Raw genomic sequence first — 26,667 nt, 5'->3', positions numbered from 1 at the left:
GACAGCCCTCCATTCTCAGGCTAATCAAACAGGAATCCTAAGCTTAGCAGGGAATATCTGATTTGGTAAAAGCAAATAATCTGAATTAATATTTCTACAATCTATAGTGATTATTTTAAAATTGATGCCCTCTCAAAGGCCTTTAGAAGGCTTGTTATAGAAGTCTACGGTGTGACAAACAAGGCATTTTTTGTCGACAATCTCTTAATGCTGTCTTTGTTATATTAAATACAAAATAATCAGGCTCTTCTTGCAAATTGGCTAGACTTTCACCAAAGGGCGAGTACAAAACACTATGCCCGTAGGTTTGTCTAGTTTCGTTATGCCAACCACATTGACCAACACCTAGAACGTAACACTGGTTCTCGATGGCTCGTGCCGCCAAAAGAATATCCCAGTGAGCCTTGCCAGTCACATAGGTAAATGCCGCAGGCACTAGCAATACTTCAGCACCTAACTTAGTTAGTTCTCTGTATAGCTCAGGAAAACGCAAGTCGTAACAAATGCTTAAGCCGACTTTAAAACCATCTACGTCGATTACCTTTAAGGCTAACTCACCTGGCTCGATCACATCTGACTCTTTGTACGATGCGGCCTTGTCATCGACAGTGACATCAAACAAATGAATTTTGTCATAGCGCTCAAGTAAAAGACCATCTGGCCCAAACACCCAGCATGTCTGCCTCACTCGCTTATCAGCAACCAGATCACCATTTGGCCTTAATAGTGAAGGATGGGATCCGACCACTAGATAAATTGAGTGTTCTTTAGCGAGTGCTGAGATTTCTATAAATATAACGCTCTGATCATCAGACTCCGCTAAACCTCGCATTCTTTTACCATGAAATAAAAATACATTTTCTGGTAATACAACCAAACGAGCACCATCTTTTACTGCTGAAGCAACAAGACACCTCACTTCATGCAAATTGTCTTGCCAACTGATCGTGCTAGTTAATTGAAGGGCTGCAACACACAAAGCACTCATTATTTCGATTTCTCTAATGGTTGATAGCGGATCGGCGTCATAACAGGATCATTAAATGAGCCTTCTATTTTATATTGAACACTGGTTACTTTAGATAGCTGATCACCGATTAGTTTATCGGTAATAAACAGCAAGCCAGCTAATTGCGGTGTGCCCCATAACAACCCTGCTAATGGCAGTGTTCCACTTATAGGGAAAGTTGCAGTAAGCTTTTCATTTAGGGTTTCCGTCACAATATTGGCTTCCCCCGTAACAACGAGCTCAGCCGAAGGTGCAATAATTGAAATAGGCGATACAGTTTTTAAGACGCCTTTATCAAGAGAAAGCGCACCACTAAATTTGTCATAGGTTAGCCCTGGCTTATATACATCAGAAAAGTCTAACAACAAACGCCTGCTGAGTGCTCCAATATTAAAAATACCTAATGCCTTTAAGAATGCTGGAAGCTCATCCATATTTTTGAAATTACCGTCATTAGCAGAAAAAGCAATACGACCAGAAACAGACTCACGATCAAAGTAGAACGGATGCCCTTTCCAGCTTAAGCCGACATCAATTTTGTAGTTCTTCGAAGAGACAATCGCCTCGTTAGAAAACTTTTTCGTCAATTCAGTGAGATCAGCACCAGTTGCCGAAAGAACTAATTCAACGCTGGAGTTATTGCCTTTGTCTTGCCAAAACAAACTGCCTTTTAGATTACCTGTTTTTAATTTAGACGAAATAGGATCTATCCGGACCACATCGTTATCTCGGGAAATAGCTAACTGCCAGTCACCATAAGGCTTTTCATTAAAATAAAGCTGGTCAACAGACAACATCATATTGGGGATTTGTTTCGCTGAAATTGGCGATGCCTTTGAGACTGGTTCAGAAGGGTCGGATGGTGGCGTATTCCAGCTCAAAAAGCCAAAGTGGAGATTTGGGTTACCATTTTCCTCAGTAAGTAAGGAAAAGTTCATTTCATCGGAGCTGACAAAAAGGGATTTATTTGCAGCCGAGTTATAAGCCACTTTAAAATTATGCCAAGTATTACTAGGATTAACGATTACCTCATCTACAATAAGGTCTACTTTACTTAACCATTTAGGAAGCTCTGGAACTTCTGCACCTTCTGAAGAGGCTGATGCACCACCTGATAAATCAGAAAAAGTAGATTGCCAATCCTGAACATAGAAACGATCAAAGTCACCGGTCAGAACCAGCCCTTTGGGAATATTTGCACTTAACGTTTGGTTTTTGTTAGGGTTCAGCATCAACTCACCACCAACAAATTCACTATTTTGTAGTAAAAATCTTGCCTTAGATAAGGCCGCATAATCAGCATCAATTACAATATCTTTCTCGTGCTGCATCACTTTTATTCGCAAAGCATTAGCTTCTTCAGCACCTTTTCCCATAGGGGCTGGCAAGTTGAGAGCAACTCCTAATAATTCGCTATCAATCGCTAAATCAACTTGGCCATTCTGGGACTGATTGACCGATAAACGCCCAGTATAAGATGTCTTGCCAGATACTTTTTTAATCGCAGCCTCTGGCAATTTCTTCCACGCAGCAACCTGTTTTATATCCACATCACCAGAAAAATCACCTAAAACCGCAAGTCCGCCATTAGGTGCTACGGCAGAAGACAATTTTAGATGCGATAAACCACCCAAAACTTGAACATCAAATTCTGAGTTAGTTATTCCCTTATCTGAACTGTAGTTTAGATGCCCATTTTTAACCTGAGTAGAAAGATCAATATCATTAATCGTTAAGGGGTTATCTTTAAAATCAAGATCCAATTGGACTTTTGGCTCAACACCTTCTTTAAAAGGAACCGCGACATCAAAACGCCCTTTGGCTTTGCCATCTAGCTGCCAGTTCGCGAACGGTTGCAGCACAGAGTCAGCTAATGGCGTTGCTCTCAAAGTTGCTAAAATAAGCGGCGCGTTATTGCTAACCTCTCCTTTTAGGTTTAACCAATCCGCAGCCCCATTAGTGATAGGGACTGTTAGCAGTAAATTACTAACGGGTAAATCGAGCAACTTACCAGACTTAACCTGAACAGAAACACCCGTTTTATCAAACTCAAATAGACCATTTACATTGGTTGCTGTAGGCCAGTTCTTATCAAATGTCACATCCGCATCGCTTACAGCTAGCTGCACACGAACATGTGGTTCAGCGCCATCAGATAATTCGCTTTGCACTAATACATCGACACTATCAACTTTACCTTTATCTGCGAACGCCTCTTTTATCCAAGACATGATATCGCCACTAAGAGCTTTGGGAGGAAGGTAAGTTAAACGATCAGTAACCGATAAATTACGACCATGTAAATCTAGTGCAATCCAATCAGGCTGGTCTTCTCGCACTTCTAGCCGGAAGCCTCCATTTACATTAGCACCATTACGTTGAATAGCTAGATCACGCCCTTCAACCAAGAAAGTATCTTGCTGTTGCTGCCAGCCCACATAACCTGACAGAAAGTCTGTACGCCAAGACTCATCGTATATAGTGTCAAAGGCTATCTCGCTATCTCTTCCACGAAAGTCAACGTAACCACTTTCATTAGACAGGCTGAATACCGCATTAATATTACTCGCCTTAGGAATGCCGTTATAACCTTTGATAGAAGCAGACTGTAAATTACTTAGAAACTGAAAAGACCACTCATCATTTTCACGCCATAAGCTAACAGAGCCATTTTTGGCCATGCCGCTAGGATCAAGTCCGTTTAAAATTTTTGACGCATTTGTTTCTTCAGGCAAAAAATGAGCCGCTATTTTATGGGCTAATCCTAAATCTGCTCGATCAAAGCGCACATTAGAACGATTTGTCACCGACGACCAATCAAACGATAAATCGGTTGTTGGGTATGTTAAACCATCTTTATCTTTGACGAGTATATTGTGAACATCCATTCGTACACTCGGATGCTTTTGAGAGTAACGAAGTTTAACAGAGGACGTCACCTCATATTGCTGACCATCATCAAATGCTACATCTAGCTGCGTTGCTTGTGTTCTTATTTCCAACTCCTTACCAACTAATGCATCCAGCCAGATATCACCTCCCAGCTCAACAGAAGAAAGTAAATATGGATTCTCTGGAAACATATCAGCTAATGGAATAGAAATACGAGGTGCTTTAATAGACGCTTTAACTCGATAACTACCAAACAAACTAAGAGCTTCCTCGATACGAGCATTTATTTGAATCGGAGATTGGTACTCGTCTAAATAAAGTTCTGAGGTTAATAAAGACTCAAATGATTTTTGGAATATATAAACATGGGGGATGCGAACAGAATGCTGGCCAAATTGATCACTATCAATCTGTAATTCGGCATCAAAAATAGAAAAATTTCGTTGTGCGGACAAATAATCCAGAACACGTTCAACGCCTACGTCATTGCCAACATTACGAGAAGGTTTAGCGCCATTCAATCGCCACTGCCCATCGCTTTCTTGTAAGGCAATTGAAGGACGTACAAAACGAAAATAAGTAAATTGAGGACTCAAACTAAGAATGGATTTAACCGTATCAAGACGCACGCGCATTTCATCAACGCTAATCGAGGTTTTACCATTAGCAAGTAATTTAAAGCCACTAACCGATACCGTCGGATCGACACCTTCAAGGCGTCCATCAATTCCTTCTAACGTAACGGGATAACCCGTAATTTGCTGAAGGTTTCGCTCTATCTGAGGGCGGTAATGATCCATATAAGGAAGAAGCTGCCCTACACTGACCGCAAAAATAGCAAGCAATACAGAGAAAGCAATCGCTGCCCAGAAAGTAAAAAGGATCAGTTTACGCAACAACCAACGCATTTTAAGTCCTTTTTTTGCTAACGCAATACAACATCATATTGATCTTGCGTATAGACAGAGTCCACTTGAAAACGAATCGTTTTGCCAATAAAAGCCTCTAATTCAGCAACAGCAGCACTTTCTTCATCATGAAAGCGTTCTACTACAGTACTTGCAGCCAATACGGTATATGTTTGCGAATTATAGGCACGATCCGCTCTTAAAATTTCGCGAAATACTTCATAACAAACCGTTTCTGGTGTTTTTACTAGGCCACTTCCACGACAAGAGCGACAAGGCTCACATAACGTCTGACCAAGACTCTCACGAGTTCTTTTACGAGTCATCTCGACTAGACCAAGTTCAGAAACACCGGTGATTTTGGTTTTGGCATGATCGGCATCTAATATTTTTTCGAGCATTCGCAGCACTTGACGCTTATGTTCTTCATCTTCCATATCAATAAAGTCGATAATAATAATACCGCCAAGGTTTCTTAATCTAAGCTGCCTTCCTATGGCCGTTGCGGCTTCCAAATTCGTCTTATAGATAGTCTCTTCAAGATTTCGGCTGCCGACAAATGCACCTGTGTTGACATCTATTGTGGTCATTGATTCAGTTTGCTCAACCAACAAATAACCACCAGATTTCAACTGCACCTTACGGTCTAATGCTTTGTGAATCTCATCTTCAACACTGTACAGGTCAAAAATCGGACGCTCACCTGGATAATACTCAATACGATCTCTCAACTCAGGTATAAAGTCTTCGGCAAATGCCCGAAGCTTAGCGTAGTTTTCTTTAGAATCTATGCGAATTTTTTCCGTTGTTAACCCTACTAAGTCGCGCATAGTACGCAAATGCAAAGGAAGATCCTCATAAATAATAGAAGGTGCTTTTGCATTTTGCATTCGACGTTTAACAGACTGCCATAAGCGTGTCAGAAACTTAATATCAGCAAGTATTTCTTCTTCACCTGCGCGCTCTGCCGCTGTTCGCAATATATAACCACTGTTTTCATCAGCATCGGTTAAGGCTTCAGATACCAGCGACTTAAGACGTTCACGCTCAACTTCGTCTTCAATTCTTTGACTAACGCCTACATGTGCCTGATCAGGCATGTAAACCAAATAACGAGAAGGGATAGACAGATGAGTAGTTAAACGTGCCCCCTTAGAACTAATAGGATCTTTCGTCACTTGAACCACAAGCGATTGCCCTTCACGCAAATAATCACCAATCTGATCACTTGGGTTAACAGCATCACGGCTCACTACTTCCGACACATGAATAAACGCGGCTCTTTCAAGACCGATGTCCACAAAAGCGGCTTGCATGCCAGGAAGCACACGAACGACCTTTCCTTGATAAATATTGCCGACAATTCCCTTACGACTTGAGCGCTCAATGTAGACCTCTTGTAATACACCGTTTTCAACTAGAGCGACACGAATCTCCATAGGAGTAACATTAATGAGTACATCTTCACTCATGAGACATTTCCTCTAGCGAATGAATTCCAAATTGGGCTAATAATTGCGCTGTTTCATAAAGAGGTAAACCGACGACTGCAGAGTAAGATCCTGAAATAGAGCGAACAAACACAGAACCTAGCCCTTGGATACCATAAGAGCCAGCTTTGTCTTTGGGCTCATGGGTTTTCCAATATTGTTCTATTTCGACATCTGAAATTTCACGAAACAACACATCACTAATAACACATTGAGTTGCGACATGCTCATGTTCTAAATTACAAAGGCATAACGAGGTAATAACTTGATGGGAGCGGCCGGAAAGAAGCCTTAACATAGATCTGGAATCTTCAAGAGAATCTGGTTTACCTAGGATACAACCATCAACCACGACACTAGTGTCTGAAGCCAAAAAAATAGCAGTCGCATTAAAGTTAGCCTGCTGTTGATATTTTAATGAAGCCGCTTTGGCTTTTTCAACCGCCATACGAACAACATAGTCTTCAGCCTTTTCTTGATGATTTGGAGTCTCATCTATATCGGCAGGCAATACCTCAAATTCTTTCACCAGAAGGCTAAGTAGCTCTTTTCTTCTCGGCGAAGCTGAAGCCAAAACAAGCATAAACTTTCCCTAAAAACGGCCTAACGGATAGCATAAATACGTCGTACGCTACGCAAAATAATAAATGACCAAGGCCACAATAGCCCTGTAATAACCGCAGGCATAAAGATCATTAAAGTTGGCTCAGCATGACCAAGATAATGATCGATCCAGAAATCAAGCAGCTGATTAATACTGACTAGCATGCAGATAAAAAAGCCCTGTTGCCAGCGATGATACATTCGTAATCGCTTGTAAAATACAGCACAGGTATAAGCAATAATGACATAGGTTAACGAGTGTTGGCCTATTATCCCACCTTGCAATAAATCTACCATTAAACCTAGGAACCAAGCCATGCCCACACCAACACGAAATGGCAAAGCAATAACCCAATAAAGGATGACCAGCAAAGCCCATTCTGGACGGAACCAAACGAGCTCTTCTGGAAAAGGCATCGCCTCAAGCATTAATGCTGTTAACAGAGTAATACAAAAAACAAAAATCGGTTTCATTCTCGCCCTGCCTTCGGCTTTTCAATGAGCATGACATGACGGCTACGCCCCAATTGAGCTAAAGGAACAACGTCAACATCCGCATAAGCCTTACCTTGCGTGTACTTAACGCCTCTGACCACACCAACAGGGTAGCCACTAGGGAAACGCTTATCCAAGCCTGAGGTGGTTAATATATCGCCTTTCTTAATATCGACAGAACGAGGAACACTCATCAACTCTAAGCGTTTTAAGTCTCCTGTCCCTCTCAAAATCCCCCTAAACCCTGTTCGAGTAAGCTGCACAGGAACAAAATGACTTGCATCAGCAATCAGTAAAACTCGACTGCTGTATGCTGCTGTTTCCACCACCTGCCCCAGAACACCCGTTGCATCTAATACAGGCTGACCAACGTAGGCTCCCGAAGAGAAACCTTTGTCTATCATTAACTTATGACTGTATGCATTTTGATCAAAGCCAATAACTTCCGCCATGACAATTTTTTCATCTACTCGTTGAGAAGCATCTAGCAACTCGCGTAAACGAACATTTTCTGCCTGGAGGGAATCAAGACGCTGCTGGCGACTGCGCAGTAATAAAATTTCTGACTGCAGGGACTGATTCTCTTTAACCAACCCTTCTCTACTTGCAAGATGTTCACCAGCCCAATTGAGCATTTTCTGAGGTGTGTTCACCACAACCTGAATAGGCGTGACAAGTAAGGTCAAATATGGCCTTACTTGTGCGAACACAGAGTAACGAACATCTGCAGTGATCATCGCCATAGACAAAATAACCAGCACAACAAAACGCGCGCTAGAAACTTTGCCACTATACTGAAGCGAATTTTTAATGGTGCGCTCCTAACTTTTACTCATTGTCCGCAGTAAAAAGCTCAGATGCGTGCTTATCCATTAATTCTAGGGCCATACCGCCACCACGAGCCACACAGGTTAGTGGATCATCAGCAATAATAACAGGTAAGCCAGTCTCTTCACTGATTAAACGGTCAATTTCACGCAATAAAGCGCCACCGCCAGTTAACACCAAACCAGTTTCACCAATATCTGCCGCCAATTCTGGTGGAGACTGCTCAAGAACGCCTTTAATAGCCTGAACAATTTGCGCCAAAGGTTCTTGTAGTGCTTCTAGGATTTCAGTACTACTCAAAACGAAAGAGCGTGGAATACCTTCTGCTAAGTTACGACCACGAACATCGATCTGTAACTCTTCACCAGTGTGGTAAGCCATACCGATTTCAGTTTTGATTCGTTCTGCAGTTGCATCACCAATCAAACTGCCATATTGACGACGAACATAAGTTGTAATGGCTTCATCAAAACGATCACCACCAACTCGAATGGATTCAGATGTCACGATACCATTCAAGGAAATGATAGCGATTTCAGTAGTACCACCACCGATATCAATCACCATAGAACCTGATGCTTCCGCAACAGGAAGACCCGCACCAATCGCTGCAGCCATTGGTTCTTCAATAATGTAAACTTCACGAGCGCCTGCGCCTAACGCTGATTCTTTGATAGCTCGACGCTCAACCTGTGTAGATTTGCAAGGTACACAAACCAAAACACGCGGACTTGGTTTTAAAAAGCTATTTTCGTGAACTTTGGAAATAAAATACTGAAGCATTTTTTCTGTAACATGAAAATCAGCGATAACGCCATCTTTCATCGGGCGAATAGCCGTAATATTGCCTGGAGTACGGCCTAGCATACGCTTCGCATCGGTACCAACTGATGCTACTGTTTTCTGATTTCCATTGTGACGAATGGCAACAACTGATGGCTCATCAAGCACAATTCCACGGCCACGAACGTAAATAAGGGTATTTGCCGTTCCTAAGTCAATGGACAAATCGCTTGAAAACATTCCCCTGATTTTCTTAAACATGAATTCTTACACCCTGATAATACGATACGAACAGCGTCAAAATGTAACAACCACGGGGCCAATGGGCAAGTTGATTCAGTGTAAAACTGAAAAAAGTTCCCATGTATTTCATTGTTTACTAAAAAATTTTTAATAAATAAAAAATAAGCCCTGTTTTTACCCCTCTTTGCTTTATAGCAATACAACTAAGAGATACAATGGCGGCCATTTACGATAATCAAAACATCAGGTGGAACATGTCCATAGACAAACAAGACGTGCAAAAAATTGCACACTTGGCACGCCTCGCGCTTACTGAGGCAGATGCCGATCAATACCAACTATCGCTTTCTAGCGTTTTATCACTTGTTGAAGAAATGCAATCTGTTAATACCGATGGCGTTGAACCGTTATCCAATCCGCTTGAAATGACTCAACGATTGAGAGAAGACGTAGTCACCGAAGAAAATCGCCGTGACGCATTCTTAGCGAACGCACCGCAGACCGAAGCCGGCCTTTTCCTAGTACCGAAAGTGATCGATTAAGAGAGACAAGCATGTTCGAACAAAGCATCTCGACATTAGCACAGAAATTACGCAACAAAGACATCTCCAGTGTTGAGCTAACCCGCCTTTTCCTAGCGCGCATAGCCAAACTTGACCCACAACTAAATAGCTTCATCACCGTTAGCGAACAACGCGCCTTAGAACAAGCTGCGGCAGCCGATGCACTTCTTCAAAGCGGAAAAGGCACCAGTTTGACAGGCATCCCTGTCGCCCATAAAGATCTGTTCTGCACAGAAGGCACATTAACAACTTGTGGCTCTAGAATGCTGAATAACTTTATCCCTCCTTACGAATCCACCGTCACCAGCCGCATTCAACAAGCTGGCGCTGTCATGTTGGGCAAAACTAACATGGACGAATTCGCCATGGGCTCTTCTAACGAGAACAGTTTTTATGGGGCCGTGAAAAATCCTTGGAATTTAGACATGGTTCCTGGCGGATCATCTGGTGGCTCAGCTGCTGCTGTTGCCGCGGGATTGGCCGTTGCCGCGACAGGCACAGATACAGGCGGCTCAATTCGCCAACCTGCGTCTTTCTGCGGCATCACAGGTCTTAAACCGACTTATGGTCGCGTTTCCCGTTTTGGTATGATTGCTTACGCATCCAGCCTTGATCAAGGCGGCCCAATGGCAAAAAGTGCTGAAGATTGTGCGCATTTAATGCAAGCCATGGCAGGGTTTGATGAAAAGGACTCAACGTCAGCAGATAAACCTGCCGACGATTATTTAGCAAACCTAAATACTCCACTAACAGGCTTAAAAATTGGCCTGCCAAAAGAATATTTCGGTGAAGGTCTAGATCCACAAGTGGCCGACGTCATCATGGCAGCCGTAAAAGAGTTTGAAAAACTAGGCGCAACAGTAAAAGAGATCTCACTGCCAAACCTACAACTTAGTATTCCATCTTACTATGTCATCGCACCGTCTGAAGCCTCTTCGAATCTATCTCGCTTTGACGGCGTTCGCTTCGGCCATCGCTGCGACGATCCAAAAGACTTACTTGATATGTATATGCGCTCACGCGCTGAAGGCTTTGGCACCGAAGTGCAAAAACGCATCATGATTGGTACTTATGCACTATCAGAAGGCTACTACGATGCTTACTACTTGAAAGCACAAAAAATTCGCCGCCTTATTAAAGAGGACTTTGTTAAAGCCCTCGAAGAAGTAGACGTCATTATGGGCCCTGTTGCACCAACCACCGCGTTTGGTCTTGGTAGTAAAACCAGCGATCCTGTTGCTATGTACCTAGAAGACATTTATACGCTATCCGTTAACCTTGCAGGCATCCCGGCCATGTCTATCCCAGCTGGCTTTGCTGATGGCATGCCAGTCGGCCTTCAGGTAATGGGGAACTATTTTGCCGAAGCCAAGCTATTAAACGTAGCGCATCAATATCAGCAACACACCGATTGGCACCTACAAACACCAACTATGGCAAAAGGAGCATAAGCATGAACTGGGAAGTTGTTATTGGCCTTGAGATTCATACTCAGCTCTCTACAAAATCAAAATTATTCTCCGGTGCTGCCGTTGGCTTTGGCGCAGAACCAAACACACAAACCACGCTTGTTGATTTAGGTATGCCTGGCGCATTACCTGTTTTCAACAAAGAAGCTTTGCGCATGGCCGTTATGTTTGGCCACGCTATTAATGCTGAAATTGGCATGACATCGGTTTTTGCACGTAAAAACTACTTTTATCCAGATCTTCCAAAAGGCTACCAAACTAGCCAAATGGATCACCCTATTGTGGGTAAAGGCTATCTCGATGTCATGCTAGAAGATGGCACCACCTCTCGCATTGGCATTACTCGCGCCCACCTTGAAGAAGACGCTGGTAAATCTTTGCACGAAGATTTCCAAGGAATGACCGGAATCGATTTAAACCGTTCTAGCACGCCGTTGCTAGAAATCGTATCCGAGCCAGACATTCGCTCCGCAAAAGAAGCGGTAGCTTACGTCAAAATGATTCATTCTATTGTGACTTATCTTGGCATTTGCGATGGCAACATGGCCGAAGGTTCAATGCGTTGTGATATTAACTTGTCGTTACGACCAAAAGGCCAAAAAGAATACGGTACGCGCACCGAAATCAAAAACGTCAACTCTTTCCGCTTTATCGAAAAAGCCATTTACACTGAGATCGAACGCCAAGCCGACATTTTAGAAGATGGCGGTCGCATCATTCAGGAAACCCGCCTGTATGATCCAGAAAAGAACGAAACTCGCAGCATGCGCTCTAAAGAAGACGCTAACGACTACCGCTACTTCCCATGCCCAGACTTACTTCCAGTAGTGCTGACGCAAGAATACGTAGACAACATCAAGGCCACACTTCCTGAGCTGCCAAGCCAAAAAGCCGCTCGCTTCCAAAGTGAACACGGTTTAAGCGAATACGACGCAAACGTTCTATCATCCTCTCGTGCTATGGCTGATTTCTTTGAAAATGCCAACAATGTAGTGAAAGACCCAAAGCTAACCGCAAACTGGGTAATGGGTGAACTAAGCAAGCTTCTTAACCAAGAGCAGCTAGACATCGAAAATTCTCCGGTCAGTGCGCAGACATTTGGGGAATTATTGGTTCGCATCAAAGACAACACCATCAATGGCAAAACAGCGAAAGACGTTTTACAAGCGATGTGGGATGGTGAAGGGTCAGCAGATGCAATAATCGAAGCAAAAGGCTTGAAACAAGTAACGGATACTGGTGCAATTGAAGCTATGATCCAAACTATTTTAGACGCCAATGCCACACAGGTTGAGCAATACCGCGCCGCTGACGAAGACAAGCAGAAGAAAATGATCGGCTTCTTTGTTGGGCAAGTTATGAAAGCATCGCAAGGCAAAGCCAACCCAGGCTTAGTGAATCCAATTCTTGTGAAAATGCTAAAAGGCTAACCACCCCAACTAGCTCGCTTTATTTATAAGCAAAAACAAAAATCCCGCGCATTTCTTGCGCGGGATTTTTTATTGCAAAACAAACACTATTGACCAACAACAGCTAGCCTTGATGAGCAACCACCCTATCTCGGCCTAATTTTTTCGCCGCATCTAAATTCAGCTCTGCCTCTCGAATCAACTCTTCAAGAGAACTCATTGGCCGACAACAAACCCCAACACTACATGTTAGCGATATTTTAGCCTCTGTAAGTTCTTTTTGGCGCAAGCGACTTAAAAAGACCTCTAGCCTTTCGATCAAATCCTGCCCATCAGTTTTAGCCATGATACAAAACTCTTCACCACCAAAGCGACACACCTGCATATCTGGAAAAGCATTACTAATCTCTCGCCCTATAACTTCCAATAAGCTATCACCAACAATGTGACCATACATGTCATTAACACTTTTAAAACGATCAAGATCAATAATAGCCAACACGACATCAGATGGATCATTACGAAACAAAAGCTCCCATTGATCAAATAAAAAACGTCTATTTTTGAGCTTAGTAAGCGGATCAATGTTTGCCAAATCACGAATGGTTTCAAGCATTTCTTGCGCCTCTAAACTATGAACCACACGACAATGAAACTCTTCATGGTAAAACGGCTTTTTTAGAAAATCATTCGCGCCCGCCTTAATGAACTTGGCAGACAAAGCATTATCCCCTTCCGCAGACAAGCCGATAATAACCAAATCCTGAAAACGAGAGTTAAATCTAAGCATACGAACCAAATCATACCCATTCACCAAAGGCATATTATGATCAGTAATCAGCATCCTAATTTCTGCATCTTCCTCAAGCTTGGCCAATGCTTCTTGACCATTTTCAGCCTCTACAACATTGAAGCGATACTGCTCTAGCAAAATCCGGATAAACAAGCGACTCGTAGACGAATCTTCCGCCACTAACACCTTAATTCCTTGGTTCTTACTTAGACGCTCAATCACTTTAATAACATGATTAAAAGAATATCGACTATCCTTGGTGATGTAATCCAAAACACCTTTATTAAGAAGACTGAGGCGCAATTTATCATCAAAATTCCCAGTTAATACAACGCATGGAATTTTGTTAAATAATACAAGATCAACAATCTCTCCGTTTTTTGCGTCCGGTAAATTTAAATCGACAATAGCGGCGAAAAACTCAGACTCAGAGTCTTTTAGTTTATCTTCTGCTTCTTTATAACAAGCACACAATACTGGCGTAAAAACAGGATTCTGAGACAGCAAATGATGAAGGACCTTCAACACCACAGGACTATCCTCAACCACCAATATTTTTTTCTCTAGCATCATTTGTAAAACCCTATCCTAAAAAGCGATATCTGTACTTTTTAACTATATTTTTTGATTATCCCCTATGACCTACGATTACGATACTCTAAAATGATCATCAAGATGCTGTTTTGTAAATAACCAGCAAAGTTAATAACATAAAGATTACACTTATTCATTCCAAGCAAGGTTGTTTATTATGCAATGTCGGTCAGGTTGTGGTGCATGCTGCACAGCACCTTCCATCACCTCTCCAATCCCTGGAATGCCCAATGGAAAAGCGGCAGGAGAACCTTGCATACAACTGTTGGATGACTATCGCTGCGCTATATTTGGCGATCCCTCAAGACCAAAAGTATGCGCAGACTTTACTGCGGTAGAATACGCATGCGGTAGCAATAGAGAAGAAGCCATCAGCATATTGTCGCACTTAGAAGATGCAACAAGCCCAACAAATACCAGTTCATTAAAAAGGAAATATCAATGACCTCAGCGAAACAGCTACTCTCTTTACTCTGCGTCAGCTTGTTGCTTAGCGCCTGTTCTTCATCTGGCTCAAAAAAACAGTTTGTTGTCGTTCCACCAAGCGAATCACAAATAGAAAGCAGCGTAAAAGATCAAGTATCACTAACGCTGAACGCATTTACACCCGTAGCCGGTCAAGCACTACCCAATCAAAGTGTACTTGAGGCTTACGAAAATCGTGGTTATGACCCAATTTGGATAAAAGATAAAAAAATCAATATGTCGATATACAAACTGGTCGACATACTTGAGCAATCTTATACACACGGCCTAAATCCAATTCACTACCATACAGGCATTATCAAAGAGTATTTAGCACTTAAGCAGCCAACACCTCAGCAATTGGCCGAAATGGACGTTATAAGCACAATCGCATTAACGAGTTACGCTCATGACCTAAGCAATGGCCGCTATGAGCCACAGCTAATTGACCCTAATTGGCAGCTAGACGCACCCAACAACAACTGGAAAGACTTGCTGTATCTAGATTCAGCAACAGACATGGTCAATTCATTGCCATTATTAGCACCTCGCAGCCCACAATACCAAATCTTACAAAAGTGGTTAGTGTATTACCAAGATCTAGCAGCGAAAGAAAAAGACATTTTTGTTAACGCAGGTGTTCCTTTATCTGCAGGCGACGAAGGTCCACGTGTTGCCCAATTAAGAGCAAGACTTGTGCAACTCGGAGACATTCGCTTCTCAACTCGCAAGGTAAACGAAGAGCAGTTCGATACACGCTTAAAAGAAGCCCTTATTCGCTTTCAACAGCGCCATCATCTTACCGCAGACGGAGCCGCAGGCTCGAAAACCATTGAAATGCTCAACATTCCATTAGAAGCCCGCGCAAAACAAATTGCTTACAACTTAGAAAGATGGCGCTGGCTACCAAGCGAACTAGAAGCTAACCGCATATGGGTTGACCTAACAAATTATACAGTGGACATGCACCTAAACGGTGAACTCACCTCGATGAAAGCCGTCATCGGTAAGCCCGATAGAAAAACGCCGGTATTTAAAGGCCTGATGACTTACATGGTAACCAATCCTACATGGCGCGTACCTCACCGCATTGCCAGAGAGAATTTATTGCCTAAGCTACAAGCCGATCCAAACTATCTGGTTAAACATGGCTACAAGGTTTACTCAAGCTGGAGCATTGGCGCGAAAGAACTAGATTCCACCAAAATCAACTGGAAAAGCATTAGCGAAGACAAGTTAGCATTCCGTTTCGAACAAGAACCAGATGAAGGCAACGCACTTGGCCAATACAAGTTCATGTTCCCTAACAAAAATGAAATTTACTTGCATGACACACCTGCAAAACATCTATTTCGTGAAGAAGACAGAGCTTTTAGTTCTGGCTGCGTTCGCCTAGAAAACCCTACAGAGTTTGCCAAAGAAATAACAAAAGGCAGCAAACAATTTAATGACATGAACAAATCACTAAAAACAGGCAGCAATACGGTTATCACATTGCCAACCTATATTCCTGTATATTTGGTTTACTTTACTGTTGTACCAAATGCCAATGGCATGCTGGAATTCCGTAACGACATTTACGAAAGAGATGCTCTGATGGAAGAAGCAATGGGCTATTCTGCTTTTGGCCCTAGAGATTCAATTTAATCACTTCTATTAGCACTTAAATGCAAAACATAAAAAGCCCCATAAACACAGTTTATGGGGCTTTTTAATAGATCAAGATCAAATGATACTTAAGGCGATTTCATTATTTAACCATAATACAAACAGTCACTTCTTCTCGGTCATGATAAAGATGCTTCACTTGATACTGATAACTTACTCCTGCCTTTCTCAACAAATCCTCTATGGTCTGCAAGCATAAAGTCACTTCTTGATAACGCTTTTTCATTGGCAGCTTTAGGTTAAAAATAGCTCTTCTTGTCCAGCTACTCGCCAGCCATTTAGCCATTAACTCTGCGACTTTTATTGGGCGCTCAACCATATCGCAAACCAACCAGTCCACGGTGTAAGGTGGCTCGTATTTAAAACCATCAGCCTTTTCGTGCTCAACCAAACCAGTAGACATCAATTCTTTTTGCATTGGCCCATTATCGATAGCGATAACATGAATGCCTTTTTTAACAAATTGATACGTCCAGCCACCTGGCGCTGCACCAAGATCAACTGCCGTCATCCCTTCAGTCAAATCAGCGTCACGCGATCGCTCAGGAACAAACTGCAAAAAAGCCTCTTCCAACTTAAGTGTTGAACGGCTCGGGCCAGCTGCTGGAAAACGTAAGCGACGAATTCCCATTGGAAACTCACTACGACATGCAGCATAAGACACACCTAAATAAGCAGCTTCACCATCCAACATAAATACATGGTGACGAACACCTACCGCCTTATTTCGCAATACACCAGATTTTTTCCAACCCTCTCGCAAAGGCTTTTCCAGCTTTTTAATCAAGCCAGACAGAGCTTTGGCCTCATTGGTATCAGCCGTTTCAATCCAAATTTCTTCCGCTAACGGCAACTCACGAGCCGCCTCAAGCAATGACTCAACTCGACCACCTTGCTCTAATTCAATTACATCGTTAACAGCAATAATCTGGCGGGCAAAAATGAGACGATTAAAATCCAACTGCTGGATCAATGTTTCACCAGCGTCCGGCTGATCAAAGTTATACACAACGTAACCTGCATCAGGAACCACCTTAGCGTAGCCATAAAACCCTTTACTACTAGCCACCTCGGATAGCTCTGCCGCACAATCTTTTTCGAAGCCTTGACGGCAGTAAACCAAAACATTTTTCATTCAAATTCCTTCTCAGTCAGACATAGCATCTACTGAGTTATATTAATTACTTTTTAGAGGGCCATTTTAATAAAGACTCATCAAATTGAGTCGCAACAAAATCAGATAACTCAGATGAAAAACGCTCCCCTGACTTAGGAAGACTGACGTAACTCTTCACTTCACCCTGCCACTGAAACCGCAAAGAGTAAGCATGTAAATACCCTCTGTCTGCCTCTTCTCCACTGTACCTAAGATCCCCTAAAATAGGCGACCCTAAACTCTTTAATGCAACACGTATTTGGTGCGTTTTACCCGTTAAAGGCCTAACCATAAATACCCTAAGCCCTTGAAATGAGGCAGAAAAAAACTGCGTGACAGCTAGGTTTTGATTGTCTTGAGTCAGCTTCCACTGGCCTCTTCGGCTTGGCACCATACCACCAGCGATGGTCCCTTGTTTCTTTTTAGGCTTTTTTGTAGACAAGGCTAAATAGCGCTTTTCCATCTCATGATTTTCAAACATCCTCCCAAACACGGCAGCTGCCGCTGCGTGACAAGCAACTATCAACAGACCTGATGTCATTTTATCTAAACGATGAACAGGGTAAAAATCCTGGTGCGGATAAGTAATAGCCAGAGCCTGCATCACTCCCAACTCTTCTGACTCCGCATGAAAACTCATACCAGCAGGCTTTTCAATAATCCAATAATCAACAGAGCAAAATAGTATCTGGAGCAAATGAGCCTCATCACGAAAAATAAAGGAAAAATTGATTAGCCAACAAGTTTATCCACAGAGAAAGTGGACAACTCATATGTCAATACAGATAAGTAAATATATTCTAACTTTGATAGTCTGATTGCACAGAAATGCGATTCCGACCACTGCGTTTAGCCGCATACAAACCTTTATCAGCTTGCGCTAGAATTTCTTCATAGCGTGAAACACTTGGAGCAATAGAAGCAACACCAATACTGACGGTTACAGGGATAACAATACCATGCTCAGTCTCGATCAGCATGTTTTCGACCGCCAACCTCATTTGCTCCATAACCACTTCAGCATCCTTCAAAAAAGTACTAGGCATAATGACAATAAACTCTTCACCACCATAACGACCTATTTCATCTTGGGGACGTATAACCGACGCCATCATGGCAGACACTTTTGCCAGAACCAAATCTCCCGCCTCATGCCCAAAGGTATCATTGATTTTTTTAAAGTGATCTAAATCGACAATCGCAAAAACACACGACTCTCTATTGATAACAGAATCGGCAAAAATATTAACCGCATCAGCCAAAACTTTTCTTCGGTTTGAAAGCCCAGTCAACTCATCTATTTCAGCTAAGGTCCGCAGGTGACTATTCACCGACTTCAATCGATTCATCACCAAATTAATAACCATGGCAAAATTGAACGAAAGCCCAAGGAACACCAAAATAATCACGACACTTTGATCGAACGAAGTAAGATAAATTCCTCGTGTACTTAAAAGCTCACACACCAAGAACATCACAATAGACACAACAACTATCCAACACTTGGCAAAACGTTGATCGGCCCTAAAAACGACAAAGGAATAAGCAATAACATTGACAAAAAACCAATGAAATCCGCTATTAGTACCAAAATAAAATAAGCTAAGAATGGATATTTGAGAAATTTTAAGAATAGGCATTAATAATTGAGCACGAGAGAAATACCCAATGTAGTTGTAACGCAAACCAACCAAACCGATCAACAAGCCAATCAAAGAAAAAATAGCAACCGAAGACATCTGACGCAGCGAAAACACAACAAGCATGAACACACAGCTTATGCAGAACATAATGTAGGAAAAATTCACCACATGCTTCTGATTGAGGTCATTCCCAAACTCGTCCTCAAAGCCGATATTTAATAGTTTATATATGATTTTTTTTATCGATGAGAACACAGTACCCTACACTTATTGTCTACATTAAAAGCAATCAAGCTTGAATCGCTATATTTCCCATAAAATATGGTTTCTAGAATGCTGAGGCTAAACGCAACATTCTACAGAATATCAATCACTTTTCATACAAATTCAAACAATGAGAAACATCTTTAAACCCAAAGGTTAAATACTTCAATTCCCTACCATAAAATACCCTTGAATAAAGACAAGCACTTTAAATTTCCGTATTCTAAGCAGGCACAATCAAGCACTTCATTGGCATGAATATTGATTAAATAAACTCATACATCACTAAGACAACCAAAAACATTAACTAATCGGTCAAATATCGTAAATCATCAGCAACATTGCACAAAATTGGTGCACAGAAGAATCCAAAAAAGCGCACGGCGATTTGTTTTTTTTGAACTAGAACAAAAGACAGAATAAAAAAGATCGAAACATGAGCGGCCTCACTTACCCAATCTCTATAAAAAGGTGCTGGAACATTGAAAAAACATAATTTGGTATCACGCCTTGAGCTTGTGAACCTTACCAAACAATACCCTGGCTGCCTTGCCAACGACAACATCAGCATAACGCTGATGCCAGGTGAAATTCATGCACTATTAGGGGAAAACGGTGCAGGAAAAAGCACTTTAGTTAAAACCATTTATGGTGTCGTCGCTCCAGATAAGGGCGATATAATCTGGGATGGCAAAGAAGTTGATATTAAATCGCCATCAATTGCGCGTGATTTAGGCATTGGCATGGTATTTCAGCACTTTTCTTTATTCGAAACACTTACCGTTAGTCAGAATATCGAATTGTGCTTAAGTAAAACGCAATTAAATAAAATTGGCGATTTAGCAAAAAAAATTACTCAACTTTCTGAAGAGTATGGTTTAAACGTTAATCCAAGCCGCTACGTACATTCACTTTCTATTGGAGAAAGACAACGTGTTGAAATCATGCGCTGTCTCGTTCAATCGGTAAAACTGCTGATATTAGACGAACCCACTTCAGTTCTTACGCCGCAAGAAGTAGCTGGGCTATTTGGCGTTTTACGAACATTATCTAAAGAAGGCTGCAGTATTTTATTTATCAGCCACAAACTCCATGAAGTGACAGAAATTTGCCATAAAGCAACTATCTTACGTGGCGGAAAAGTAGTCGACACCTGCGTACCAAATGAAGAAACACCAGCTTCTATTGCCAAAATGATGGTCGGTGACCTTGCAGAACAAGATGCTGGATACGCTAAGAGAGAAGGCAATGAACGAGTCTTTCATGTTGAAAACTTATCTCTTCCAGCCAAACAGCCTTTTGGTACATCTCTGAAGAATATCAATTTCGAATTAAAGTCTGGTGAGATTCTCGGCATTGCAGGGGTTGCAGGCAATGGCCAAGATGAGCTGATGGCAATAATCAGTGGCGAAGACGAACGTAATGTAAAACACAGCCTCTCACTCGACAATCTAGACATAGGCCATTTACATGCCGGTGAGCGTCGTAAACTTGGTATGGCATACGTTCCTGAGGAACGATTAGGACGAGGTGCTGTTCCAGATATGAGCTTAACGGAAAATACCTTATTGACTCACAGCGATGGCTTCTTAAAAAACGGTCTAGTGGAATGGCAAAATGTCAAAGAGTATACCTCTGCCCTAATCGCTAAATATAAAGTGAAATGCCACGGCGAATTTTCAGAAGCCAAAAGTTTGAGCGGTGGTAACTTGCAAAAGTTCATTATGGGGCGAGAAATAGGCCAAAACCCAAAAGTACTTATCTGTGCTCATCCTACCTGGGGCGTGGATGTTGGTGCGGCACTTGCCATTCATCAAGCTTTATTAGAACTTCGTGATCAAGGTGCGGCCATTCTTCTTGTGTCAGAAGACATAGACGAATTATTTTTACTAGCAGATCGCATGGCTGCAGTTTGTGATGGCTACTTATCGCCCGTGGTAAGAACCGAAGCGACCAATATAGACCAAATAGGACAATGGATGGCAGGAACCTTCATTAATAACACATCGAATCGCACCCAAGAGGCCAAGGCATGATCCGCATTCAAGCTCGTACTGAGCCAAGTTCCATCATGAAAGTAGTCTCGCCATTACTTGCTATTACATTAACCCTAATTTTCGGCTGCATTCTCTTTTCGGCTATTGGCAAATCTCCGACTCAAGCCTTACATGTGCTACTAATTGCACCTTTGGCAGACAGCTATAACATCGGTGAAATGTTCGTCAAAATGGGGCCTCTGTTACTTTGTGCCGTCGGTTTATCTTTATGTTATCGAGCCAACATGTGGAATATCGGCGCGGAAGGACAATTACTGGCAGGCGCATTAGGCGGTTCTGCGATGGCACTTTATTTTATCGACTCAGAGTCTGCCTTTTCCCTTCCCATTACCTTATTGGCCGGCATTATATCAGGCATGCTTTGGGCGGCTATTCCGACTTTTTTGAAGTTACGCTTTAACTCTAACTTAATTTTAACCACCATCATGTTTAACTACATTGCCTTGTATCTTCTTATTTGGGCCGTACACGGACCATTACGAGACCCTCAAGGTTTTGGCTTCCCCGAATCTGCGATGTTCGCTGACTCAACACTCTTGCCAACTCTATTTGAAAGCAGCCGAATTCATCTCGGAATTGTTTTCGCCATTGTGTCTGCTTTTATAGCTTGGTTTATTTTGAGTAAATCCCATCTTGGTTTTCAAATTAGAGTTTTTGGTTCCGATGAGCCGGCAGCAAGATACGCAGGATTTAGTAGTAAAAAGTTAAGTTGGTTTGTCATGTTATTTGCAGGTGCCTTAGCAGGACTAGCGGGGGTCAGTGAAACAACAGGGCCGATAGGACAATTAGTGCCAAACGTATCTCCAGGCTACGGCTATTCAGCGATTATTGTCGCTTACCTGGGAAGGTTACATCCTCTTGGCGCCATCCTAGCGGCGGTTTTCATGGCCGTACTTTATATGGGTGGAGATTTAGCCCAGATTGAAATGGGTATTCCCGTTGCTGTGGTCAGCATGTTTCAAGGCGTTTTATTGTTCTTTCTTTTGGCTTGTGACTTTTTTATCAATAATCGTCTCGCCTTTTCGAATCAAGCGACAAACTAGGAGCCTATTTTGGACTCAGATCTAATTGTACAAATATTGTTTGCCGCCGTGAAAACTGGCACACCACTACTTTTCATAGCCTTAGGCGAAGTAATTTGCGAAAAGTCCGGTGTATTAAATCTCGGCCAAGAAGGCATGATGCTCATGGGTGCAGTAGTTGGGTTTCTAGCCGCTTACGGCACAGGGAGCGCGGGTTTAGGCGTACTTGCTGCTATGCTAATGGGCTGCGTAATGAGCCTTATTTTTGCAGTTCTTGTACTTCATCTTGGCGCAAACCAAGTCGCAACAGGGCTGGCCTTAACCATCTTTGGTACAGGTTTGAGCGCTTTTATCGGCTCAGGTGTGGTTGGCCAAACCATACAAGGCTTCCAACCCATTGCTGTCCCATTACTATCCGACATTCCTTTTATCGGCAAGATTTTGTTTAGCCATGACATATTGGTTTATTCCTCTTTTGTGATGACTTTTGTGCTCATGTTTGTGGTGAATAAAACTCGTATAGGCCTAACTCTTAAAGCGGTTGGCGAAAACCCACATGCAGCCAATGCTATTGGTATAAAAGTACTAAGAGTTCGCTATTTAGCCGTTATGTTCGGTGGTGTAATGGCTGGTATTTCTGGTGCTTACATGTCCTTAGTTTATACGCCAATGTGGGTAGAAAATATGACAGCAGGACGCGGCTGGATAGCACTCGCTTTGGTTGTTTTCGCTTCATGGCGTGTTGGACGAATCATGCTAGGCGCTTACCTATTTGGTTTGGCCAGTATTATGCATTTAGTTCTTCAAGGTTTGGGTTGGTCTATTTCACCAAACTTACTCGCCATGTTGCCGTATGTAGCAACGGTGGTTGTTATGGTTATTATCAGCGCAGACAAGTTTAAAGAGAAATTATTGGCTCCTAGAGCACTAGGAAAACCTTTTGATCCAAGACAAATGGCCTGATTTTAAATAAAAATTTAAACATTAAATAAAACGCCCTCGGGCACAAAGGAGCAAGCAATGAAACTTAAAAGTTTACTGGTAAGTCTAGGTCTTTTAGCTGGAGCAAGTATTGCTCAATCAGCAGAGCCATTGAAGGTCGGTTTTGTCTATGTGGGACCCGTTGGTGATTTGGGTTGGAGTTACGAGCATGACATGGGCCGTAAAGGTTTAGAAGAATATTTTGGCGACAAAGTAAAAACAACTTACGTTGAAAACGTGCCAGAAGGCGCTGATGCTGAACGAGTTATCACTCAACTAGCCAAAGCAGGCAATGACCTGATCTTCACCACCTCTTTTGGTTTCATGAACCCAACAGTGAAAGTGGCAAAACGCTTTCCTAAAGTGAAATTTGAACATGCGACGGGTTACAAGCTTGATAAAAACTTAGGCACTTATGTTCTTCGTACTTATGAAGGTCGTTACATTTCTGGCGTAACAGCAGGTATGATGACAAAAACCAATACTATTGGTTATATCGGTTCTTTCCCAATCCCAGAAGTTATTCGTGACATCAACGCTGCATATATGGGCGCAAAAAGTGTTAACCCTGATGTGAAAATGAAAATTGTTTGGGCCAACACTTGGTACGATCCAGGCAAAGAAACGGACGCTGCAAATGCTCTAATGGACCAAGGTGTAGACGTAATGCTACAGCACACAGATAGCCCTGCTCCACTGATTGCGGCAGAAAAACGCGGTTTACGTGCTATCGGCCAGGCTTCAGATCAAAGCAAGTTTGCCCCTAGCGCGCATATCTTCTCAGTTCGAGACAACTGGACACCTTATTACATCAAAGAAGTTCAGGCTGTTATGGATGGCACTTGGAAATCTCAAGATTTCTGGGGTGGATTCCACGATGACATGCTAACGCTAGCATCGATTAATCCGAATCTTCCTAAAGATGTTCGCGCTAAAATTGATACGACATTAGCATCAATCAAGTCTGGCGAATTCAAACCATTCACAGGACCAATCAAAGATAACAAAGGCAATATAGCAGTTCCTGCTAACCACTCGTTAACAGATCAAGAGCTTGCTCAAGTTAACTGGTATGTTGAAGGTATCACAGACGAAATCCCTCACTAACACCTGTATTCCTATACTTTTTTATATACGGCCAGCTCTGCTGGCTGTATATTCTCCTGCTTTTTTAAACGACTACTCCACAAACACTGCCGCCCATTCTTTTTCATCTTCGTTTTTATCGTTATATTTAAGAATCCAAGGCAAGCATCAAAAGGTAAAACTATGGAAACACTGATCGAACTATCAAAGAAAATGCCCAAAACTGAGCTTCATCTACACATTGAAGGCACCTTTGAGCCAGAACAGATGTTTGCCATAGCACAGCGCAATCAGGTCGCCTTAAAATACAACACTGTCGATGACCTAAAAGCGGCGTATCAATTTACCAATCTACAAGATTTTCTAGACCTTTATTACCAAGGCATGTCAGTACTTCTTCATGAAGCCGATTTCTATGACCTTACCATGGCGTATTTGAAAAAAGTGCGCAGTGAAAATGTTGTCCACGTAGAGATCTTCTTTGACCCTCAAGGTCATTTGTCTCGCGGTGTCAGTTTTGATGTTCAAATCCAAGGTATTTACAACGCCCTTCAAGACGCGGAGAAAAAATGGGGCATGACATCAAAACTCATTATGTCTTTTCTAAGGCACCTAAGTGAAGAAAGTGCATTTGAAACCCTTGAACTGGCAAAACCTCATCTAAAATGGATTGATGGCGTTGGGTTAGACAGTTCGGAAGTAGGACACCCGCCGAAAAAATTCTTGCGTGTTTTTGAAGCATGCAAAAACCTCGGATTAAAAGTCACGGCACATGCTGGCGAAGAAGGACCACCAGAATACGTTTGGCAAGCCATCGATCAAATCGGTGTTGATCGAATTGATCATGGCAATAGAGCTTTGGAAGATGACAAGCTAATTGAAGCGATCAAGCAACGCAATTTAACACTAACAGTTTGCCCTCTTTCTAATTTAAAACTTTGTGTCGTTAATGACATGAAAGATCATCCAATTAGAAATATGTTAACACTTGGCCTAAATGCAACGGTTAATTCAGATGATCCAGCCTATTTCGGCGGCTATATGAACGACAACTACGCCTCGTTAATTAATGGCACTAGAATTAGTAAAGAAGAATTATTTCAACTAGCCAAAAATGGCATCACTGGTAGTTGGATGGAAGACCATCACAAAGAACAGCATTTAAAACAACTAAACATCTTGTTCAAATAACCTGTTTTTTTATCTGCCACATTGATTAAGAAAAATTGAATTAATCACTCTTTTGGTCAATGTGGTAAGATGCCATTTTTTATCTTACCGAATTGAGCCAATCCAATGTCGAACCCAATCCTTCTTGATGATACTTTCTACCGCTTACCTAGTAGCGAACGCTATGACCATGTTTTGAACTTGGTAAAAAAAGGCACCTCTGTATGGACACTTGCTGACGCTGAAGGCTGTTTGATCATAGATCTTGGTAGCGACAAAGTATTACCAATTTGGCCAGCTGAAACCTTAGCAACCGCTTGGGGTGAGAAAGATTATCAAGGCTTTAATAGCTTAGAAATTAACGCCGCAGACTGGGCTGAAAAATGGCTACCAGGTATGCAAGGGGATGGTTTTTCTGTCGGTGTAGCACCAAATCTAGCTGGTGAATGTATTGTTTCTTCGGCAGAAGAACATGCCGCTGATCTTAAAAGCTAGTCGCTATTGCTGATAGCAAAGACAAGCACAGTGTACTTTCAATCAAAAAGCTCTCAACTCAAGAGCCATCGAAATAAACTCACACAGTTCGCTGTGTGTGTTTGCTTGTTTGCTGTTTTTCTTATTTATTTTGGTCCGCTGTTCTCACAAATAAGCAATGCACTTTCGTCCCAGCCAACCATGGCGCCAATGTCTATGGAAAACATGGAGATGGAAGCCATGGGTATGCCAGGGCACGACCATGCCAAAATGCTTTCCGAGCAAGCGAACAGCAAGCAAAAACGAGTAAGCTCTGCACATATTAGTCACCACGGGCATCACGCGCACGGTGAAAGCGCTAATTTATTAGAAGCCTGCGGTTATTGTTCCCTGCTCTTCCATCTAAACTGGATGGACGCCAAAACCTTTGAACTTGTTCCACTAACACAAAGCCGTTACCCAAACATGGTAACGACGACTATTTCGCACAAATATAATGTGCCCTTCACCTCCATTCTCCCCAGAGCACCACCTGTAATTTCGGTCTAATTAGTACCATAATTTATATAAAAAAAACGACGCAGCCCTATTCAGATTCAACA

General features: G+C 42.2%; 23 protein-coding genes. 12 read left to right on the top strand and 11 right to left on the bottom strand.

Annotated features, from left to right (window positions below):
* Positions 1-154: 154 nt before the first annotated feature.
* The 7 genes from KPL72_RS03470 to KPL72_RS03440 all read right to left on the bottom strand — a co-directional run bounded on the left by KPL72_RS03470 (position 155) and on the right by KPL72_RS03440 (position 9,269).
* A complete protein-coding gene (locus KPL72_RS03470; protein WP_212918632.1) occupies positions 155-988 on the bottom strand; it encodes a carbon-nitrogen hydrolase family protein in 834 nt (277 codons plus the stop codon).
* The gene (locus KPL72_RS03465) at positions 988-4,809 is read right to left on the bottom strand and encodes a YhdP family protein (protein ID WP_219701882.1); all 3,822 of its coding nucleotides are present in this window, start codon (positions 4,807-4,809) and stop codon (positions 988-990) included. The genes KPL72_RS03470 and KPL72_RS03465 overlap by 1 nt, the downstream gene beginning before the upstream one ends.
* A gap of 17 nt (positions 4,810-4,826) precedes the next feature.
* Positions 4,827-6,281 carry a ribonuclease G gene (gene rng / locus KPL72_RS03460; protein ID WP_212918630.1) on the bottom strand — a complete coding sequence of 485 codons (1,455 nt, stop codon included), beginning with the start codon at positions 6,279-6,281 and terminating at the stop codon, positions 4,827-4,829.
* Positions 6,274-6,882, bottom strand: coding sequence for a Maf family protein (locus KPL72_RS03455; protein ID WP_212918629.1), 609 nt, complete (start codon positions 6,880-6,882; stop codon positions 6,274-6,276). The genes rng and KPL72_RS03455 overlap by 8 nt, the downstream gene beginning before the upstream one ends.
* A 20-nt stretch (positions 6,883-6,902) precedes the next feature.
* Entirely contained in the window at positions 6,903-7,376 is a 474-nt protein-coding gene (gene mreD, locus KPL72_RS03450) for a rod shape-determining protein MreD (protein WP_212918628.1), read from the bottom strand.
* Positions 7,373-8,158 carry a rod shape-determining protein MreC gene (gene mreC, locus KPL72_RS03445; RefSeq protein ID WP_346729490.1) on the bottom strand — a complete coding sequence of 262 codons (786 nt, stop codon included), beginning with the start codon at positions 8,156-8,158 and terminating at the stop codon, positions 7,373-7,375. Before mreC ends, mreD begins: the two co-directional genes overlap by 4 nt.
* Before the next feature lie 67 nt (positions 8,159-8,225).
* Positions 8,226-9,269 carry a rod shape-determining protein gene (locus KPL72_RS03440; protein ID WP_012069640.1) on the bottom strand — a complete coding sequence of 348 codons (1,044 nt, stop codon included), beginning with the start codon at positions 9,267-9,269 and terminating at the stop codon, positions 8,226-8,228.
* A gap of 236 nt (positions 9,270-9,505) precedes the next feature.
* Between KPL72_RS03440 and gatC the strand changes: the two genes are divergently transcribed.
* Genes gatC through gatB form a run of 3 tightly spaced genes read left to right on the top strand, consistent with a single transcriptional unit; the run spans position 9,506 to position 12,713 of the window.
* A complete protein-coding gene (gatC, locus tag KPL72_RS03435) occupies positions 9,506-9,793 on the top strand; it encodes an Asp-tRNA(Asn)/Glu-tRNA(Gln) amidotransferase subunit GatC (protein ID WP_212918627.1) in 288 nt (95 codons plus the stop codon).
* Between the two features lie 11 nt (positions 9,794-9,804).
* On the top strand, positions 9,805-11,265 hold the full coding sequence (gatA, locus tag KPL72_RS03430) for an Asp-tRNA(Asn)/Glu-tRNA(Gln) amidotransferase subunit GatA (RefSeq protein ID WP_219701880.1): 1,461 nt from the start codon (positions 9,805-9,807) through the stop codon (positions 11,263-11,265).
* Positions 11,266-11,267: 2 nt separating this feature from the next.
* Positions 11,268-12,713, top strand: coding sequence for an Asp-tRNA(Asn)/Glu-tRNA(Gln) amidotransferase subunit GatB (gene gatB / locus KPL72_RS03425; protein WP_219701879.1), 1,446 nt, complete (start codon positions 11,268-11,270; stop codon positions 12,711-12,713).
* 103 nt (positions 12,714-12,816) lie between these two features.
* Here gatB and KPL72_RS03420 read toward each other — a convergent pair whose 3' ends face one another.
* The gene (locus KPL72_RS03420; RefSeq protein WP_249422086.1) at positions 12,817-14,058 is read right to left on the bottom strand and encodes a GGDEF domain-containing response regulator; all 1,242 of its coding nucleotides are present in this window, start codon (positions 14,056-14,058) and stop codon (positions 12,817-12,819) included.
* 178 nt (positions 14,059-14,236) lie between these two features.
* Here KPL72_RS03420 and KPL72_RS03415 point away from each other — a divergent pair, with 178 nt between their 5' ends.
* Positions 14,237-14,524 (top strand): YkgJ family cysteine cluster protein, encoded by a 288-nt coding sequence (locus KPL72_RS03415; RefSeq protein WP_212918624.1) that lies wholly within the window; start codon positions 14,237-14,239, stop codon positions 14,522-14,524.
* Positions 14,521-16,191 (top strand): L,D-transpeptidase family protein, encoded by a 1,671-nt coding sequence (locus KPL72_RS03410; protein ID WP_212918623.1) that lies wholly within the window; start codon positions 14,521-14,523, stop codon positions 16,189-16,191. The genes KPL72_RS03415 and KPL72_RS03410 overlap by 4 nt, the downstream gene beginning before the upstream one ends.
* Before the next feature lie 103 nt (positions 16,192-16,294).
* On the opposite strand, the gene rlmM is transcribed toward KPL72_RS03410, so the two are convergent.
* From rlmM to KPL72_RS03395, 3 genes are all read right to left on the bottom strand, one after another.
* On the bottom strand, positions 16,295-17,347 hold the full coding sequence (gene rlmM, locus KPL72_RS03405; RefSeq protein WP_219701878.1) for a 23S rRNA (cytidine(2498)-2'-O)-methyltransferase RlmM: 1,053 nt from the start codon (positions 17,345-17,347) through the stop codon (positions 16,295-16,297).
* Positions 17,348-17,393: 46 nt separating this feature from the next.
* Complete coding sequence (locus KPL72_RS03400) at positions 17,394-18,065, bottom strand: TIGR01621 family pseudouridine synthase (RefSeq protein WP_219701877.1); 672 nt, start codon at positions 18,063-18,065, stop codon at positions 17,394-17,396.
* A gap of 103 nt (positions 18,066-18,168) precedes the next feature.
* A complete protein-coding gene (locus KPL72_RS03395; protein ID WP_249422085.1) occupies positions 18,169-19,134 on the bottom strand; it encodes a GGDEF domain-containing protein in 966 nt (321 codons plus the stop codon).
* Between the two features lie 623 nt (positions 19,135-19,757).
* Between KPL72_RS03395 and KPL72_RS03390 the strand changes: the two genes are divergently transcribed.
* The 7 genes from KPL72_RS03390 (at position 19,758) to KPL72_RS03360 (ending at position 26,614) form a co-directional block, all read left to right on the top strand.
* Entirely contained in the window at positions 19,758-21,311 is a 1,554-nt protein-coding gene (locus tag KPL72_RS03390) for an ABC transporter ATP-binding protein (protein ID WP_219701875.1), read from the top strand.
* Entirely contained in the window at positions 21,308-22,375 is a 1,068-nt protein-coding gene (locus KPL72_RS03385) for an ABC transporter permease (protein ID WP_219701874.1), read from the top strand. The genes KPL72_RS03390 and KPL72_RS03385 overlap by 4 nt, the downstream gene beginning before the upstream one ends.
* A 9-nt stretch (positions 22,376-22,384) precedes the next feature.
* Entirely contained in the window at positions 22,385-23,317 is a 933-nt protein-coding gene (locus KPL72_RS03380) for an ABC transporter permease (RefSeq protein ID WP_219701873.1), read from the top strand.
* A gap of 57 nt (positions 23,318-23,374) precedes the next feature.
* On the top strand, positions 23,375-24,442 hold the full coding sequence (locus KPL72_RS03375) for a BMP family ABC transporter substrate-binding protein (RefSeq protein ID WP_219701872.1): 1,068 nt from the start codon (positions 23,375-23,377) through the stop codon (positions 24,440-24,442).
* 162 nt (positions 24,443-24,604) lie between these two features.
* Positions 24,605-25,612: an adenosine deaminase gene (locus KPL72_RS03370; protein ID WP_219701871.1), complete on the top strand. Its 1,008-nt coding sequence runs from the start codon at positions 24,605-24,607 to the stop codon at positions 25,610-25,612.
* 105 nt (positions 25,613-25,717) lie between these two features.
* Positions 25,718-26,086, top strand: coding sequence for a DUF2750 domain-containing protein (locus KPL72_RS03365; RefSeq protein ID WP_219701870.1), 369 nt, complete (start codon positions 25,718-25,720; stop codon positions 26,084-26,086).
* A gap of 30 nt (positions 26,087-26,116) precedes the next feature.
* On the top strand, positions 26,117-26,614 hold the full coding sequence (locus tag KPL72_RS03360) for a DUF2946 domain-containing protein (RefSeq protein WP_212918613.1): 498 nt from the start codon (positions 26,117-26,119) through the stop codon (positions 26,612-26,614).
* The last annotated feature ends 53 nt before the right edge of the window (positions 26,615-26,667 follow it).

The sequence above is a fragment of the Marinomonas lutimaris genome (assembly GCF_019426345.1).
In the GTDB taxonomy this organism is placed as follows: Bacteria; Pseudomonadota; Gammaproteobacteria; order Pseudomonadales; family Marinomonadaceae; genus Marinomonas; species Marinomonas lutimaris.
The sequence above is the reverse complement of the archived record's forward strand: the minus strand, read 5'-3'. Positions and strand labels throughout refer to the sequence as shown.